Genomic DNA, 17,035 nt, shown 5'->3' with positions numbered 1-17,035 from the left:
CGACACCCAATTGTCGGGACCATTCGCTTTGTGCAGTTCTAACATCAGACCTCCAGACCCGTCAGGGCCGCGGCAAATTCTTCGGGATCGAACGGCGCGAGATCGTCGATCTGTTCGCCTACACCGATCGCATGGATCGGCAGACCAAACTTATCGGCGAGGCTCACCAGAACGCCGCCTTTGGCGGTGCCGTCGAGTTTCGTCATAACAAGTCCGGACACATCGGATATTTTTTGGAAGGTTTCAACCTGATTCAGCGCATTTTGACCCGTGGTCGCATCAAGCACCAACAAGGTGTTGTGCGGCGCGCTCGGATCTTTCTTGCGGATCACGCGCACGATCTTGGCCAATTCTTCCATCAGGTCAGTGCGGTTTTGCAACCGTCCCGCGGTATCAATCAACAAGAGATCAGCACCGATATCTTGCGCCTTGCTCATCGCATCGAATGCGAGAGACGCGGGATCGGACCCCTCGGGTGCGGTTAAAACCGGCACGCCTGCACGCTCGCCCCATACCTGTAACTGCTCAACGGCGGCGGCACGGAACGTATCGCCAGCGGCAATCACCACGGACTTACCCGCAGCCTTGAACTGACTCGCAAGCTTGCCAATCGTTGTGGTTTTTCCAGACCCATTCACGCCCACCACAAGAACAACCTGCGGCGTTTGCGGGTAGAGCGGCATCGGCTTGGCAACGGGCTCCATGATGCGCGCAATCTCTTGGGCCATAAGGCGCTTGATCTCTTCGACAGACAGCTTTTTGCCAAAGCGACCCTCGGCCATCGCGGCCGTAACACGCAAGGACGTGTCCACACCCATATCAGTGGAAATCAACAACTCTTCGAGCTGCTCCAGCATATCGTCGTCAAGCGCACGGCGCACAACCGTCTTGGTCTCTTTGCGCCCGATAAGGCGACCCAAAAAGCCCGGCCTCACAGCGGCCTCGGCTTGGGGCTGTGCCACGGCAACCTCAACGATCTCTTCAAGTGCCTCGGCGACAGGCGCGGTCTCGACCGGTGCGATTTCAGCGGGAGCCACCTCCACAGGTGCAGGTGGCGCGACCGCCTCTGGCGCGCGAACCGGCTCTTCGACAGGCGTGTGGGTTGGTAGTTCAATAGGGTCAGCATCGGGGATATCCGCGACGACATCCTCGACATAGGCCTCGTGCGCACCGCTTTGCGCGCCACCATCGGCCACAATAGCTTCTAACCCCTCGTCAATCTTTGACGACGATTTGAGCAGGCGTTTCTTGAGTTTTCCAAATAGCGACATGAGGCCTCCGTTCCCTGCTCACATAATCCGTCTTTGCCCGCGAGAAAAGCCCCGCCTTAGAGAAAGGCCAAAAGGATAAAGCCCTGCCCGCCCACATAGAGCACCCAAAGCGTGTAACTGGCCATGCGGGCACGCGCTGTTCCCTCGGTCAGATGAAACAAACGGACCGCTAAAATCAAATCGGACATCAAAAACAAAACAGCGCCAACGGTCGCGCCGCGTAGCCCAAACGGTAAGGACAACGCCGCCGCCGTCATCGCGCAAATGATCACCGCATAGGCACGCGCAGGCCACGTAAGCGGATCGCGGCTTGGCACAACAATGGCGATGGCCAAAGCCGCCACAATCACCATGCCAACGATCGGAGCAAGTCCAACGCGCGACACATGCGGGACAAACAACGCGAGATAGGCGAGGTGCGCGAGCGCAAAGGCAATGAGGCCCGTCAAAAACGCCCGCGACCCATCGCGTGACAAGGCAATGTCGCCAACCGCGGACAATGCAAGCGCTATGATCAAAATGACAGGCGCCTGCGCAAGGGCGGCAATCGCGGCGAAGGCAAGCAACGGTGTGGCCTTCACTGCCGTGCGCCGCGTGCGTGTTGGAGTTTCGGTCAGCCAAAGATAGGCAAACGCGGATACCATCGCCAGCGCCCAAAGAGCCACAACGATACCTCTCTCAATGATCTCCGGCTCCATCCGTATCTCCACGTTGCACGCCCCACGGCGCGCGCTATACTCAAGTCAAATTGTAAGGTGTTACCCGTGCTATGACGACCCCGCATACCATCCGCTATTTCGCAATTGCCGCACTTACACCTGTAGGTCTTTTGGCCTTGGCCTCGCTCTTTGGCGGGCTGTGGTCGCTCATAGCTTTTGCCTACATTACCGCACTCGCTTTTTCACTCGATCAACTGGTCGCATTTACGCGCAGTCCTGACAATCCCGAGGCCGAATTTCCTGACGCCAATGCGCTATCGGTTGTGTTGGCCCTATCACATTTCGCTCTTTTGCCGCTCGCCGTGTGGGCGCTATCGAACGGACAACATGCATGGTGGGACCGTCTTTTCATCTTTTTTGCACATGGGTTATTCTTTGGCCAAGTCTCCAACTCGAATGCCCACGAAATGGTTCACCGTGCCGACACGACCCTGCGCCGTTTGGGCACTTGGGTTTATATCTCCCTTTTGTTCGGCCACCACGCCACCGCGCACGTGAAAATCCACCACAAATATGCCGCGACGGAGGATGATCCAAACTCCGCACCACTCGGTATGAGCTATTACCGCTTTTTGCCGCGCGCATGGATCGGCTCATTCAGAGCGGGTCTTATGGCAGAAAACACCATGCGCAAGGCGGCGGGCAAAACCGACGAGCTGCACCCCTACGCTCTATACATTGGAGGCGCATTTGCCTGTTTGGTACTCGCCTATGCAATCGGCGCATGGGAAGGCGTGCTGAAATACATTCTTTTGTCGGGCTATGCATCGTCGCAACTGATGTTATCCGACTACGTGCAACACTACGGACTACGCCGCACCCGCGATGCCAACGGCGTGCTGGAACCTGTCGGGCCACGCCACTCATGGAATGCGCCGCACTGGTTCACCTCCTTTATGATGCTCAACGCCCCGCGCCATTCGGACCACCATTCAAACCCGATGACGCCCTATCCGGCACTTCGGATCACCGACGATATGGCGCAGCTGCCCCGCTCATTGCCCGCAATGGCGACGCTTGCGCTCATCCCCCCGCTTTGGCGGCGCGTCATGGACCCGCGCGTTGCACAAATTATGGATCAACAAACCGCCCACACCCCGCGCGGCCAAGCGTCATAGGCCAAGCGTCGTAAGCCCGTCATCATGAAAACGTAAATTCACGTTGAATACGCACTATGGAAGGATCGCTAAATGATGAGAGTGTTCGCATATGCCACCGCCGTAGTGCTTGCCCTGCCCGCAGGTGCAGACGAACCGCTCACCGCACAAGAGTTCGACGCCTACACACGAGGTAAAACCCTAACCTATGCGGATCAGGGAACGGCTTACGGGCTTGAGGAATACTACCCAAACAATCAAGTTAAATGGGCGTTTGAGGGTGGCGCGTGCCTTGACGGGATTTGGTACGAGGAAAACCAGAACATCTGTTTTCTCTATGAGGACGGGCGCGCCCCGCAATGTTGGCAGTTTTTCCAAGACGGGAATAGACTGCGCGCCGAATTTGTGAGCGACAGCGGAACACAACAATACGAAGCCTATTCCTCAGATCGACCGCTACAGTGCACAGGGCCGCAGATCGGCGTTTAGAACAAGCTGCCTTGATCGGACGGGTTGCGGTCTTTTGCCTTTTTGGGCTTGGGTTTGTCGCCTTTGGTAGGCCCTACCTGTACAGCAGTGGGGTCAACGGAGGCCCCCGCGCCAATCGCCACGCGTCCGTCAGCAAATTGCACTTCAGCCATACGCGCCGCGTCAACCGTCGACTTGATCAACGCTCCGCGTGCATCGAACACCAACGCAAACCCACGCGCCATCGTCGCGCGGTGTGATAGCGCCTCAAGCATGGCACCGCGCCGCTCCAACGTGTTGCGCCATGCGTCGAGGTTGGCTTTGCCTGCGCGCTCGAACCGGCGAGTCAGATCATTGAGGCGGTCACTTTGGCGCTCAACGCGACCGCGCACGGTCGCAGGCTGCAACCGCCCAGACAAGCGTGACAGATAAAGCGTGCGTTTGTGAACGCCGTTTTTGAGCGCTTGACCGAGGCGCGCATCGGCCTGATCCACACGTTGGCGCGGACCGTCCAAAAGATGCGTGATTTTAGGCATCGCGCGCGCCAAATCGCTCAGACGTTGACGCCGGCGTTCAAGCCCACCCAAAAGTGAGCGTTCATTACGCGCGCCCATTTCCTGTAACGTCACCCACAACTCACGTCGCACAGGCACCGCCATTTCGGCAGCAGCAGTGGGCGTGGGGGCACGCATATCTGACGCGTAGTCGATCAATGTCGTGTCGGTCTCGTGACCCACGGCAGAGATCAACGCAATATCGGAGGCCGCAGCCGCACGGGCCACGATTTCTTCGTTAAAGCCCCATAAATCCTCGGTCGATCCACCGCCGCGCGCGACAATGATCAAGTCAGGGCGCGGGATGGCGCCGCCCACAGGTAGCGCGTTGAACCCTTTGATCCCTGCGGCGACCTCAGCGGCGCAGTTTTGCCCCTGAACAGCGACAGGCCACAACAGGACGTGACGCGGGAAACGATCACGCAAACGATGCAAAATATCACGGATCACCGCGCCTGAGGGCGATGTCACCACACCGATCACCTCAGGCAGATAGGGGATGGGACGTTTTCGGGCGGGATCAAACAGACCCTCGGCCGCCAGTGCTTTTTTGCGCTTTTCCAACATGGCCATAAGCGCACCTTCGCCCGCGACCTCGACCTCGTCGACATTGAGATTGTATTTCGACTGAGGCCCGAATGTAGACAGCCGCCCCGTGACGATAACCTCCATACCTTCCTCTGGAATGACCGACAGCCGCGCCGCCTGCCCCTTCCACGTATTACAGGCAATCACGTCCTTGTCGTCTTTGAGATCGTAGTACAAATGGCCCGAGCGCGCATGCATCACACGACCGATCTCGCCGCGCACGCGCACGCGTCCGAATGCGCCCTCAAGCGTCTTTTTGATGGACCCCGCCAGTTCACCCACGGTAAATTCGGGGGCGTTAGATTGCGGCTCTGGGCCGTCGTCTTCGAAAAGCTCGGACATGGGAGATCTTTCAACGCTGCTCTTGCTTGTGTCGTGTCGGATGTGACCTTAGAACGCAGGCAACCAAAGGTGAAGCGGAGAGAGCCATGAACATTCTAATTCTCGGATCAGGCGGACGTGAACACAGCCTTGCATGGGCTGTTTTGCAAAATCCCAAATGCGATAAGTTGATCGTGGCCCCCGGAAACGCAGGGATCGCCGCGATTGCGGAATGCGCCACTTTTGATATCAACGATGGGGCGGCGGTGGTCGAATTCGTCACTGAGAACGCCATCGACTTCGTCATCATCGGACCCGAAGCCCCCTTGGCTGCGGGCGTAGCCGATGCGCTACGCGAGACTGGTGTTTTGACCTTTGGCCCCTCGAAAGCGGCGGCACAATTGGAAGCGTCGAAAAGCTTCACCAAAGACATTTGTGACGCAAGCGGCGCGCCCACAGCGGGCTACGCACATTTCACCGATGCCGACAAAGCCAAGGCCTATATCCGCGCCGAGGGCGCACCGATTGTGGTCAAGGCTGACGGCTTGGCCGCAGGCAAGGGCGTGATCGTGGCGATGGACGTGCAAACCGCGCTCGACGCCATCGACGATATGTTCGGCGGCGAATTTGGTGCGGCAGGCGCAGAGGTCGTGATCGAGGAATTCATGGACGGCGAAGAGGCGTCTTGGTTCATCTTGTGTGACGGGCAAAACGTATTGCCCGTGGGGACCGCCCAAGACCACAAACGCGTAGGCGATGGTGACACGGGGCTCAACACCGGCGGCATGGGGGCCTATTCCCCCGCGCCCGTGATGACCGAAAGCGTGATTCAAAAGGCGATGGACGAAATCGTTAAACCTACTGTTGCCGAGATGGCCAAGCGCGGCATGCCGTATCAAGGCGTGCTTTACGCGGGCTTTATGATCAAAGACGGTCAACCGCGTCTGGTCGAATACAATTGTCGGTTTGGCGATCCCGAATGTCAGGTGTTGATGATGCGTCTGGGGGCGCAAGCCCTTGATCTGATGATTGCCACCGCTGACGGGACATTGGATCAGACCCGTGTGAACTGGGCCGACGATCATGCGTTGACGGTTGTTATGGCCGCAAACGGCTACCCCGGTGCGTATGAAAAAGGCAGCGTGATCCGCGGGCTCGACGCGATGCCCGAAGACAGCTCCAACATGGTGTTTCACGCTGGCACCGCCGTAAAAGACGGTGCGATTATCGCCACCGGTGGGCGCGTCCTAAACGTGACCGCGCGCGGGGCAAGCCTCACAGAGGCCCGCGACCGCGCCTATGCGATGATCGACGGCATTGATTGGCCTGAGGGGTTCAACCGCTCGGATATCGGGTGGCGCGCCCTTTGAAGACCTGCATAAATTTGTGCACAGTTTGTCCTTTTGATTAGCGAATTATTAACCCTGAAAGGCGATACGTTGAGTGCGAAACGCACCACGGCTCGAACGGCCAAGGGCGGTTCTTCAATCGAAGTGACCAAGGTGCAAAGCTCCAATGGCTGTCGCGACAGAACAAAGGCGTGCTCGAACGGCACGCCTTTTCTCGTTTGACGGTTGAGCGTGAGATCGGCAAACTGCCCAACCCTCACAGATATCGTTGGGCGTCTTACCCCATGCGCTCGCTGGCATAGCCTCCCGGCGAGGCAGGGAAGACGACCGTTTTGTTGCCGTTGATAAAAACGCGGTGGTGGATGTGGGCGTGGATGGCACGGGCAAAAACCTGTGCCTCGACATCACGACCGAGCGACACGTAATCCTCAGAGCTTTGGGCATGTGTGACGCGAACAGTGTCTTGCTCGATAATCGGCCCCTCATCGAGATCCGCCGTGACGTAATGCGCCGTGGCACCGATCAGTTTCACACCACGCTCGAACGCTTGTTTATACGGGTTTGCCCCTTTGAAGGACGGCAAGAACGAGTGATGGATGTTAATAATGCGGCCCGACATCACACGGCACATATCATCGCTCAAAATCTGCATATACCGCGCCAGAACGATCAGCTCGGCCCCTGCATCCTCGACCACCTGCAAAATCTTTGCTTCGGCTTCGGGTTTGTTCTCTTTTGTCACTTTGATGTGGTGGAACGCGATATCGTGGTTCACCACAACCTTTTGATACTCCATGTGATTTGAAATCACGGCGACGATTTCAATCGGCAAGGCGCCAATGCGCACACGGTAGAGCAAATCGTTGAGGCAGTGACCAAACCGCGACACCATCACGACGACCTTCATCTTTTTGGCCTCATCATGGATCGCCCATTGCATGTCAAACGCATCGGCCACGGCCGCAAACCCCTCTGCGATCTGCACATCTGTAAGACCGGTTTCGGAGACAAAACTCACACGCATGAAAAACTGCGCCGTTGCGGGATCATCAAACTGGGCGCTATCGGTGATATTACAGCCCAAATCGGCCAGTTTCCCCGAAATGGCGGCGACAATGCCGCGCGTGGATTTGCAAGTGACGGTGAGAACATGGCTGCTCATGGAATGCTCCGGAATTGCCGCTAGGGGCCTATTTTGATTTAATGCGCGTTTTGCCACGTTGGCCACGATTTGACAGCCCTAAAACGACACATATGTGCGCTCTATCAAAAGAGGCTCGGGTTAGTCACACCGCAAAAACGGTGCAAACCCGTTCACGCCACTATACGGTGCGATGGCCTGTGACTGCGGTGATCCATCCAAAAAACGGGTTTCGACAATCATGCTCCAATCAGCAGACGCGGTGACAACAACGGGTGGTTGATCCGCGCATGTGCGCACGCCGCCCTCAATCACAGCCGCGCCAAGATGGTGATTTGTCAGGCCCGCCACGCGCGACACTTGGGTCCAACGCGATGTTGTAGCGTCCATATCGACCGCGACGAATACCAACTCTTTGGCCAGATGCGGACGATCAACATAAGCGATGTCGTCCACACCATTGCCGTCAAAATCGGCGATGCCCGCGATTGCAAGCCACCGGAACCTTTGCCCAATGGGGGCGTTTGATCCGGCGGGCACGATCTGGCCATCTTGCGCAGCCCACAGCTGAATCCGCGCACCCGTCTCGAAATCGCTCACCACCGTCACAACCTCGGGAGCGCCATCGCCATCAAAATCGTGCAACCTAGGCGCGGTATCCTCAAACACCGCACCGTCAAAGCGAAAGGTTTTGCGCGCACCATCTGATAGCGTGATCTCAAGCAGGGCGTATTCACCATCTGCGACCGCATTGTGCCCGTAGGCACTGCTCGGTTCGAGATACCGCGCGGATGTGATATCTTGGGCGGCAACAGGCGTGGCCGCCAACAGACATGCAACAGCCGCGCCTCTCATCAGATTTGCTTTTCTGGGAGATTGACGACAAGGCCGTCGATCGCATCCGTTACCTTGATCTGGCACGTCAGGCGCGACCGCGCCGCGTCAGGTTGAAAAGCGAAATCGAGCATATCCTCTTCCATTGCGTCCTTGGGCGTCAGTTTTTCGACCCACTCTGGCGACACATAGACGTGACAGGTCGAACACGCACATGCACCGCCGCAATCGGCATCAATGCCCGGCACGCCATTATCGCGCGCGCCCTCCATGACAGTGCGGCCATTGGGGACATCTACGACGTGTTCGGTGCCATTAAATTCGATATAAGTAATTTTTGCCATGTCTGCGGTCCGTCTTTCAAACTTTCAGTTGGCCAAGATGTACCCCGCCTGCTTGACGATGAAAAGAGGGGCAACCCACGCGGGTGCTTGGAGCGCGTTGAAAATCGCGTTACTGTATGTTTTTGAACCGCCCATTAAAGAGCGGACTGGTGAGACGAGTACAAAATGACAGGCCAAATCCAATTCTTCGTTCGACCGCGGCACACATCGCGCCGTATGCGCAGGCTCCTATCGGGCTTTGCGGCCTGTCTCGCTTTGAGCGCGTGCCAAGGCTTACCTGCAACGACGGATACGGAAATCTTGCGCGCGCGCGATGCGCAAAACGCGCCCCCCGGTGCCGATCCCGATAGTTGTTATGCCCGCACCATCACGCCGGCGATCATTGAAACGGTCACAGAACAGGTGTTGGTGCAGCCGCCGCAAATCGGCACGGACGGGACCATCAGCTACCCCGCTGTATACCGCACCGAGACGCGACAGGAGATTGTGCGCGAACGCCGCGAGCTTTGGTTTGAAACTCTATGCGATGAGGAAATGACATCCGAATTTGTCGCATCTGTACAGCGCGCCTTGGCCGCACGCGGATATTTCGGCGCCGCAATCACCGGACGCTTGGACCGCGCCACACGCGCCGCAATCCGAGCCTATCAAAAATCTCAAGGCGTCGACAGTGACGTGTTGTCATTGGCGGCTGCGCGCAAACTCGGCCTCTCGGCTGTTGAGCGGCAAAAATAGCGCCACACCACCGCCACTCCCGAATGGCACGAAAAAGGCGACCCGAAGGCCGCCTTTTGAACCGATTTGAGAGACGTGGTTAGATTAGTTGACGCCAAGCGCCACAAAGCGTGGCTCGCCCGCGCGACGAACAAGCAACAACACCGTGTTGCGCCCTGCATCGCGCGCAGCCTCCACACGCGCCTCGAGATCGGCCACAGACGTGACCTTCTCCTGACCCGCTTCGGTAATAACATCGCCCGCACGCATGCCCTTTTCAAAGGCTTCCGTGCTTTCGTCGACGTCGACCACCGCCAAACCATCAGTGCCTGCAGCCACGCCAAGTTGCTCACGCAAATCGTCACTCAAAGGCTGAAGTGTGAGCCCCATCAGGGCGACAGATTTTGGCTCTTCAGGCACAGCCGCATCGTCGTCACTCTGTGGCATAGACGCGTTTTCGGCATCTTCACGGCGTCCCAGTGTCACCATCAAAGTCTTGGTTTTACCATCACGGAACACGGTCACACGCACGGCTTTGCCAACTTCGGTATCGCCAACGGTGCGCACCAACGCGTCAGGGTCGGCAATATCTTTATTGTCGAACGACACGATCACATCGCCACTTTCAAGACCTGCCTCTTTGGACGGCCCCTCGGGCACATCTGTGATCAACGCACCAGTGGCGGCCTCTAGGCCCATGGCCTCGGCCACGTCCTCGGATACGTTTTGAATGCGCACACCGAGCCAGCCGCGGCGCGTTTCGCCGAACTCACGCAGCTGATCGACCACTTTGGACACAACATTGGATGCCATCGAAAAGCCGATACCGATCGAGCCACCATTGGGCGACAAAATCGCTGTGTTCACGCCAATCACTTCGCCGTCCATGTTGAACAACGGCCCCCCCGAGTTGCCACGATTGATCGCCGCATCCGTTTGAATGAAGTCATCGTAAATCCCCGACAACGCGCGTCCACGCTGCGAAATGATGCCCGCAGAGACGGAGAACCCTTGGCCAAGCGGGTTACCCATCGCCATGACCCATTCCCCTACACGTGCCACGTCACTGTCGCCAAACGAGACGAATTTGAGCGGATCATCACTTTCGACTTTGAGGACCGCGATATCTGTCTTTGGGTCGGTGCCGACCAGTGTCGCAGGCAAGGTAAATCCTTCGAAAAACTCAACCTCGATTTCGTCGGCCCCCTCGATCACATGGTTGTTGGTGACGATAAATCCGTCTTCGGAGATCACAAACCCGGACCCGAGCGCTTGTGATTTGCGCGGGCGTTGTTGTTGCTGACCCTGACCTTGGCCCTGACCATTGCGGTCCATGAAGTCCTCAAAGAAATCCTGAAACGGGGATCCTTCGGGCACTATTGGGCGACGGTCGGTCGAGACTTCAACCACAGTTGTCGTTGTAATATTCACAACAGCGGGGCTAAATTTTTCGGCCAGATCTGCGAAACTCTCGGGTGCGCCGCGCGCATCGAGGGTTGTCGTCTGGATCAAAAGCGCGAGAGTGCCGAGCAAAGTCACGGCAAGCGCGCGCAACGCGCTCGGCGCCGCCGCACGTCTCCCTTGAGTGGGGTGAGAAAGGGCAAGTGACATCGTCATCGGGAATGGTCCTCCATCTGTGCGATCATTTTGAGATGCATAACCGCGAATACCTAACTGCTGACTTAAAGATAGGCATAGACTGCGACAACTCAATCTCAATCGCGCCTGCTCAACTGGTTGTGAGCGAAAAGTGACGCGTCGAAATGCAAAAAAAGGGCCAGCATTACGCTGGCCCTCTTCATGTCGGTCCCAGTCCGGATACGGAACGGGACATCTATTTATGGACTTGGCGGTCTAGGTTTAGCGACCGCTGTCAGACTTCAGGAAGTCAAAGAATTCGCTATCCGGCGAGATCACCATCGTGGTGTTTGAGCCTTTCAGGCTCTCACGGTAAGCGTTCAAAGAGCGATAGAATTCAAAGAACTCTGGGTCCGCACCATAAGCATTCGCAAAGATGTTGTTGCGTTCCGCATCTGCTTCACCGCGTACAATCTCGGCCTGACGCTGCGCATCGGATTGCAATTCGACCACGGTACGGTCTGCCTGCGCACGCACACGCTGTGCAGCCTCTTCACCACGCGCCCGCTCGTCGGCGGCTTCGCGTTCACGCTCGGCACGCATACGCGCGAATGTGGCGTCAAGGTTTTGATCAGGAAGGAACGTCTGTTTGAGACGCACGTCGACAACCTCGACACCCAATGGCAGTGCACGAACACGCGCTTGGTCACGGATACGGTTCATCAACTCGGCACGATCCGACGACAAGATGGTGTTGGATGTCACGGTTTCAGAGCCCAGAACCTCACGCACCTGTGCGTTCAAAATCCCTTGGAGACGGTCCTCAGCGAGGCGAATGCCACCCGTTGACACAGCTTGACGGAATTGCACCAGATCGGCGATGCGATAGCGCGCGAATGCATCGACCACGAGACGGCGATCATCAGACGGTGTGACCTCAATCTCGGGCGTCTCAAGAGACAAGATGCGGTCATCATAAAAGACCACTTCTTGGATAAGCGGGATCTTGAAGGCAAGACCAGGCTCTTCTTTGACAGCTTTGATTTGACCGAATTGCAGCACGAGCGCTTTTTGACGTTCGTCCACGACAAAGACCGAGGACGACACCACAACGACGGCGAGAATAAGAGCGACGAAAAGGATTTGAAGACGTTTCATCAGTTCGACCCCTCAGCTGTAGATTTGCGCAATTCATTGAGCGGCAGGTATGGAACAACACCTTGTCCACCTCCTGCACTCTCATCGAGAATGATTTTCTCGACACCGCTGTAGACCTCTTCGATCGTCTCAAGATAGAGACGTTTGCGGGTCACTTCGGGGGCGAGTTTGTATTCGGTCAAAACGGCGGAGAAGCGCGAAGCCTCACCTTGTGCGCCGTTCACGACCTGAGCACGGTAGCCTTCGGCCTCTTCGAGGAACTGCGCCGCAGAACCACGCGCGCCCGCAAGAACCGTGTTGGCATAGGCGTCAGCCTGACGCTCCAGACGGTCGCGCTCTTGTTCAGCGGCCTGCACGTCACGAAACGCATCAATCACCTCGGTCGGCGGGTCAGCTTTATCAAGGTTGACACGGATCACGTTGATCCCTGCGTCATAGCTGTCGAGCGTGGACTGGATCAGCGTCATTGCTGTATCCGCAATCAAACCACGATCACGGTTGAGGATCGGGGCCAATTCGGAGGCTGCGATAATCTCGCGCATGGAGCTTTCCGACACGGCCTGAACCGTGCTGCGCGGATCTGCGAGGTTAAAGAGATACTTGGCAGGGTCGTTTATGTTCCATACGACTTGGAAGTCGATGTCGACGATGTTCTCGTCGGTGGTCAGCATCAAGCCGGTTTCACCCACGCCCGCAACACCAATGGCTTCTGTCCGCTCGCCTGTCACTACGACTTTTTCGTAGGACACAAGCGGCCAAGGCGCAAAGTTAAGACCAGGATTGCCGATGGAGGAGAACTCACCAAGGAACAATTCAACAGACTGCTCTTCGGGTTTGACCGTGTAGAACGAGTTGAGCGCCCAAAGGCCGACAGCGATCAATACGCCAAAGCCGACCGTGGAGCGGGTGAATTTTGGACCACCGCCACCTGCGCCGCCGCCATTCCCGCCGCCTGTGCCGTTCGATCCGCCGCTGCGTCCGCCCATGAGAACCTTAAGGTACTCACTGCCTTTGCCTAAAAGTTCGTCGATCTCGGGCAACTGGGGAGGGTCATTTGGACGGCGGCCGCCAGAATTGCGGTTGCCGTCATTGTCATCTCCGCCAGAGCCGCCACGGTGTCCACCGCCGCCCGAGCCCCAAGGTCCGCCATTATTGCTGGCCATGAAGGTGTATTCCTCTCTCGTATGTGTCTGGTCCAAGTGCGTCACACGCACCCGTAAAAGGCTTCAACGTAATCTGTTCGTTCCGGTCGCGGTTTTCAAGAGGTGCGAGGCGTATATCCGGCACACTTCTCCGCTTTCGCGCCCGAATGGGGTTTAGTTGTGAACCCGTGTGGGCTCTTTCATCAAAACGATCTCTTCGGCCATCGTCGGATGAACCGCAACTGTGGCATCAAAGTCCTCTTTGGTTGCTCCCATTTTTACGGCCACGCCTGCCAGTTGGATCATTTCGCCCGCATGTGGCGCGATGATGTGGCAGCCCAAAACCCTGCGCGTCTCTGTGCATACGATCAACTTGAACAAGACGCGTTCGTTTTTCTCGATAAAGGCGTTTTGCATCGGACGAAACGCCGCCGTGTAGACTTCGACGGGGCGCTCATTGCGCGCTTGTTCCTCGGTCATGCCCACGGCACCGTATTCGGGCTGTGTGAAAATCGCGGACGGCACGGAGACGTGGTCAGGCTTGGTCGGGTTGCCTTTGAACACTGTCTCGTGGAACGCCACCGCCTCACGAATGGCCACAGGGGTCAATTGGATACGGTCGGTGACATCACCTACTGCAAAGATCGACGGAATATTGGTCTGGCCGCAATCGTCCACCTTGACCTCGCCCGCACGGCCAAGGGCCACACCAACAGCCTCAAGGCCCAAACCCTCGGTCTTGGGTTTGCGGCCCGTGGCATAGAGCACCACATCAAACATTTCTTCGCGCCCATCGGTGGCTTTCACCCACAACCCGTCATCGCGCTTTTCAATGCGCTCCACATCAGTGCCCACGTGCAGATTGACGCCCTGCCCCGCGATCAGTTCGGAAATATGACCGCGCGCCTCATCATCAAAGCCGCGCAAAATCTGCGCCCCACGGTAATACTGTGTGGTGTCCGACCCCAGACCGTTAAAGATGCAGGCGAACTCACAGGCGATATAGCCGCCGCCTACGATCAAGATACGCTTTGGCAATGTCTCGATGTCGAAAATCTCGTTGGACGTAATCGCATGCTCGATCCCGGGAACCGTGTCGGGCACGAACGGCGTGCCGCCTGTAGCGACCAAGATGTGTTTCGCGGTTTTCTCAGACCCATCAGCAAGCACAACCGTGTGCGGATCTTTAACAGTGGCGCGTTGGGCGATAATCTCGACCCCCGCATTGCCCGCGTTTTTAGTGTAAATACCTTCAAGGCGCGTCAATTCTGCTTTGAGACGTTTTTGAAACTGAGGCCATTCGAAATCCCCAAGCGTAACATCCCACCCATAAGCCGCAGCCTCACTGGCCGCGGATGAATACTGAGACGCAAAGACCATCAGCTTTTTGGGAACACAGCCACGGATCACACAGGTGCCGCCCATACGGTACTCTTCGGCCATCGCAACCTTGTGCCCGTCTGCCGCCGTGAGACGCGCCGCGCGCACACCGCCAGAGCCACCACCGATCACGAAGAGATCATAATCAAACGCCATCTGTTCCGCCTGCCTTTTGCCTATGTGGAAGAAGTCTGAACTTGGAACTATACATAGGTTTTTTGTCGGCAAAGGAAAACCCCGCTTACGACTGCAAGCGGGGTCAATGTCGCGATGTCGATCACTGTGGTGTCAGAGATCGGCGAAAATATTGTCGGACTCGGCAAACTCGATCATCCGTTCGCTATCTTCGCCGGTGATGATGTCTTTGGTCTGCACGCGCCCGTCACCGTGGCCAATGATCACCTTATCGCAGATGTCGATAAACAGACCGTTTTCCACCACACCGGGCACCTGATTGAGCACCAATGCCAATTGCCGCGCATTGCCGATGCGTTGCAGGTGCAAATCAACAATGTGATTGCCCTCATCCGTGATAAACGGCACATCGCCATTCATCCGCAGCGTCGACGATTGCCCCAACACATCCATTGATCCGAGCGTTTCCTCAACGAGCGCTTTGGTCGTCTGCCACCCGAACGGGATCACTTCGATCGGCAACGGGAACGCACCGAGGTGTTCGACCTCCTTGGCCGCGTCCGTGATGACGATCATCTGGTCAGAGGCTGTTGCCACGATCTTTTCTTGTAACAACGCGCCTCCGCCGCCCTTGATCAGGTTCAATTCTGCATCGAACTCATCCGCACCGTCAATGGTCAGGTCAAGCCATTTGGCCTCGTCCAGAGAGATCACTTTGATCCCGAGCGAGCGGGCCAATTCGGCAGTGCGGGTCGACGTTGGAACCCCAACAATCTTGAGCCCCTCGTCGCGCACGCGCTCGGCCAAACAGCGCACCATCCATGCGGCCGTTGATCCTGTGCCAAGGCCAAGCTTCATCCCGTCCTCAACAAATTCGACGGCACGCTTGGCGGCAACAAATTTCGCGGTATCGATCGGTGACAAGGTCTCGGACATAGGCGCATCTCCCCAGAGGCATGTGTGAGTCGGCCCGCTTATAGGAGAGCGCCCGCATCAACGATAGACGGTTTTTGACGCGAACAGACAGTGAGAGCGCTAACAGCGACGACAATATCCACATTAAACGGACATCATCCGCGGGTTGCCCTCTCTAAAGCGCTTTTATGCCCAGCGCCTGCAAAAGCGCGTCCAACGCCTCGACGGGCAAGAACATCAGCATTCCATCCCCATCCATCTCGATGTCCACCTGAGTTTCGCACGCCTCATTCGACGTGCCCCCGCGCCCGTCTGGTGCAAACTCAATGCCCTCAATGGGCCAAGTCAACCCGACCGAGCGCCCCGTGACGCGCGACAGGGGGAAAAGAGAAACACGTGTGCCAATAGGTAGGCGTATCGACAACGGCGATGTGAGATGCACACAGATATCATGTGTTCCCAGCAACACAATTTTCCGTTCAGGGTGGCGCACCACGGCATTCAGAACCGCCAACTCGTGATCCACCCGCGCCCCCAAGAACCCGACACCCAGGAGATAAGGTGCCTCGATGCGGGTCAGGCATTTCTCGAAATCGGTGCTGTTTTGCTCTGAAACATGGTAAAAACGACTCGCTTCAATTGCGGTGCGCGCCTTACTGTCCAAACTGTCGAAGTCTCCGATGACCGCATCGGGCATATGGCCCAGATCAAGCGCGATTTGCGCCCCACCATCTGCCGCAACAAGGGTTTTAGCCTGTGTTAACGCTTGCGAAACCATAGCCGGCGTAGAGTTTCCACCACCAAGCAGGGTAACACCCGTTTCGACCTTTATCACAGGAAACACCATGTCCCATTCGACCTCTCAGGCTTATTTGCCACAATTTGGACAGGAAATAATCACGCTAATTTCCTTGTTTCGTTCCGATTTGAGAACCAATTCATGGTAAATATGGTGTCGTTACACAAGGGCAGAAAGTGAGTTTCGGCATGGTTACGGATAGTAAAATTTTAACGGTCTCCTACGGGACTTTTTCGTGTACGTTGGAGGGGTTCGACGATCCGTTCAACACGATGAGGTCGATTGCGGAGTATTTCCGTGATCTTGCCGCTGACGACCGGTATTTTGGCGCGGAACCACCCACGCCTGATCCCCAAATGCTTCAATCCATCGCCGAGCGCGAAATTCAGCGCCGCGTCGAGACAAAGATGGATGAGAACGGTATGACCCTGCGACAGGTCGAGGGTGGGCCACATGCCGACATCACGGCCCCTGTTGCGCAACCGACCGAGATCACCGCGCCGATTAAAAAAGGCCCAACCGTGAAAG

At 56.9% G+C, this 17,035-nt stretch carries 16 protein-coding genes and 1 pseudogene; 5 read left to right on the top strand and 12 right to left on the bottom strand.

What is annotated here, in order from left to right; all coding sequences use genetic code 11:
- Window positions 1–44 precede the first annotated feature (44 nt).
- Window positions 45–1,271, bottom strand: coding sequence for a signal recognition particle-docking protein FtsY (gene ftsY / locus ACTG34_RS07355; RefSeq protein ID WP_439104313.1), 1,227 nt, complete (start codon window positions 1,269–1,271; stop codon window positions 45–47).
- A 56-nt stretch (window positions 1,272–1,327) separates the two neighbouring features.
- Complete coding sequence (locus tag ACTG34_RS07350) at window positions 1,328–1,969, bottom strand: lysoplasmalogenase family protein (RefSeq protein ID WP_439104312.1); 642 nt, start codon at window positions 1,967–1,969, stop codon at window positions 1,328–1,330.
- 71 nt (window positions 1,970–2,040) lie between these two features.
- Here ACTG34_RS07350 and ACTG34_RS07345 point away from each other — a divergent pair, with 71 nt between their 5' ends.
- Both ACTG34_RS07345 and ACTG34_RS07340 read left to right on the top strand, forming a co-directional pair.
- Window positions 2,041–3,108 (top strand): alkane 1-monooxygenase, encoded by a 1,068-nt coding sequence (locus ACTG34_RS07345; RefSeq protein ID WP_439104311.1) that lies wholly within the window; start codon window positions 2,041–2,043, stop codon window positions 3,106–3,108.
- A gap of 72 nt (window positions 3,109–3,180) precedes the next feature.
- The gene (locus tag ACTG34_RS07340) at window positions 3,181–3,576 is read left to right on the top strand and encodes a hypothetical protein (RefSeq protein ID WP_439104310.1); all 396 of its coding nucleotides are present in this window, start codon (window positions 3,181–3,183) and stop codon (window positions 3,574–3,576) included.
- On the opposite strand, the gene xseA is transcribed toward ACTG34_RS07340, so the two are convergent.
- Window positions 3,573–5,039, bottom strand: a complete 1,467-nt coding sequence (xseA, locus tag ACTG34_RS07335; protein ID WP_439104309.1) for an exodeoxyribonuclease VII large subunit — start codon at window positions 5,037–5,039, stop codon at window positions 3,573–3,575. The two genes, ACTG34_RS07340 and xseA, sit on opposite strands and share 4 nt — an antisense overlap.
- An 86-nt stretch (window positions 5,040–5,125) precedes the next feature.
- Between xseA and purD the strand changes: the two genes are divergently transcribed.
- The gene (gene purD, locus ACTG34_RS07330) at window positions 5,126–6,388 is read left to right on the top strand and encodes a phosphoribosylamine--glycine ligase (protein WP_439104308.1); all 1,263 of its coding nucleotides are present in this window, start codon (window positions 5,126–5,128) and stop codon (window positions 6,386–6,388) included.
- Window positions 6,389–6,644: 256 nt separating this feature from the next.
- On the opposite strand, the gene purU is transcribed toward purD, so the two are convergent.
- The 3 genes from purU to ACTG34_RS07315 form a co-directional block, all read right to left on the bottom strand.
- Window positions 6,645–7,529 carry a formyltetrahydrofolate deformylase gene (gene purU, locus ACTG34_RS07325; protein ID WP_439104307.1) on the bottom strand — a complete coding sequence of 295 codons (885 nt, stop codon included), beginning with the start codon at window positions 7,527–7,529 and terminating at the stop codon, window positions 6,645–6,647.
- 120 nt (window positions 7,530–7,649) lie between these two features.
- Window positions 7,650–8,363: an FG-GAP repeat domain-containing protein gene (locus ACTG34_RS07320; protein ID WP_439104306.1), complete on the bottom strand. Its 714-nt coding sequence runs from the start codon at window positions 8,361–8,363 to the stop codon at window positions 7,650–7,652.
- Window positions 8,363–8,686 carry a 2Fe-2S iron-sulfur cluster-binding protein gene (locus tag ACTG34_RS07315; protein WP_439104305.1) on the bottom strand — a complete coding sequence of 108 codons (324 nt, stop codon included), beginning with the start codon at window positions 8,684–8,686 and terminating at the stop codon, window positions 8,363–8,365. Before ACTG34_RS07315 ends, ACTG34_RS07320 begins: the two co-directional genes overlap by 1 nt.
- A gap of 165 nt (window positions 8,687–8,851) precedes the next feature.
- Here ACTG34_RS07315 and ACTG34_RS07310 point away from each other — a divergent pair, with 165 nt between their 5' ends.
- Window positions 8,852–9,421, top strand: coding sequence for a peptidoglycan-binding domain-containing protein (locus tag ACTG34_RS07310; protein ID WP_439104304.1), 570 nt, complete (start codon window positions 8,852–8,854; stop codon window positions 9,419–9,421).
- A gap of 84 nt (window positions 9,422–9,505) precedes the next feature.
- Here the strand turns inward: ACTG34_RS07310 and ACTG34_RS07305 are convergent, their stop codons facing one another.
- The 6 genes from ACTG34_RS07305 to ACTG34_RS07280 form a co-directional block, all read right to left on the bottom strand.
- Window positions 9,506–11,011 (bottom strand): Do family serine endopeptidase, encoded by a 1,506-nt coding sequence (locus ACTG34_RS07305; protein WP_439104328.1) that lies wholly within the window; start codon window positions 11,009–11,011, stop codon window positions 9,506–9,508.
- Between the two features lie 249 nt (window positions 11,012–11,260).
- Entirely contained in the window at window positions 11,261–12,136 is an 876-nt protein-coding gene (hflC, locus tag ACTG34_RS07300) for a protease modulator HflC (RefSeq protein WP_062219426.1), read from the bottom strand.
- Window positions 12,136–13,299, bottom strand: coding sequence for an FtsH protease activity modulator HflK (gene hflK, locus ACTG34_RS07295; RefSeq protein WP_439104303.1), 1,164 nt, complete (start codon window positions 13,297–13,299; stop codon window positions 12,136–12,138). The genes hflC and hflK overlap by 1 nt, the downstream gene beginning before the upstream one ends.
- Window positions 13,300–13,452: 153 nt before the next feature.
- Window positions 13,453–14,814 carry a glutathione-disulfide reductase gene (gorA, locus tag ACTG34_RS07290; protein WP_439104302.1) on the bottom strand — a complete coding sequence of 454 codons (1,362 nt, stop codon included), beginning with the start codon at window positions 14,812–14,814 and terminating at the stop codon, window positions 13,453–13,455.
- Window positions 14,815–14,946: 132 nt separating this feature from the next.
- Window positions 14,947–15,729: a ribose-5-phosphate isomerase RpiA gene (gene rpiA / locus ACTG34_RS07285; RefSeq protein ID WP_062219434.1), complete on the bottom strand. Its 783-nt coding sequence runs from the start codon at window positions 15,727–15,729 to the stop codon at window positions 14,947–14,949.
- A 154-nt stretch (window positions 15,730–15,883) separates the two neighbouring features.
- A complete protein-coding gene (locus ACTG34_RS07280; protein ID WP_439104301.1) occupies window positions 15,884–16,555 on the bottom strand; it encodes a thiamine diphosphokinase in 672 nt (223 codons plus the stop codon).
- Window positions 16,556–16,695: 140 nt separating this feature from the next.
- Between ACTG34_RS07280 and ACTG34_RS07275 the strand changes: the two are divergent.
- Window positions 16,696–17,035 (top strand): annotated as a pseudogene (locus ACTG34_RS07275) (chemotaxis protein CheA); the annotation flags it as partial.

It is taken from the genome of Celeribacter marinus (assembly GCF_965656515.1).
Lineage (GTDB): Bacteria > Pseudomonadota > Alphaproteobacteria > Rhodobacterales > Rhodobacteraceae > Celeribacter > Celeribacter marinus_D.
This window is presented reverse-complemented; position numbering and strand designations above follow the sequence as displayed.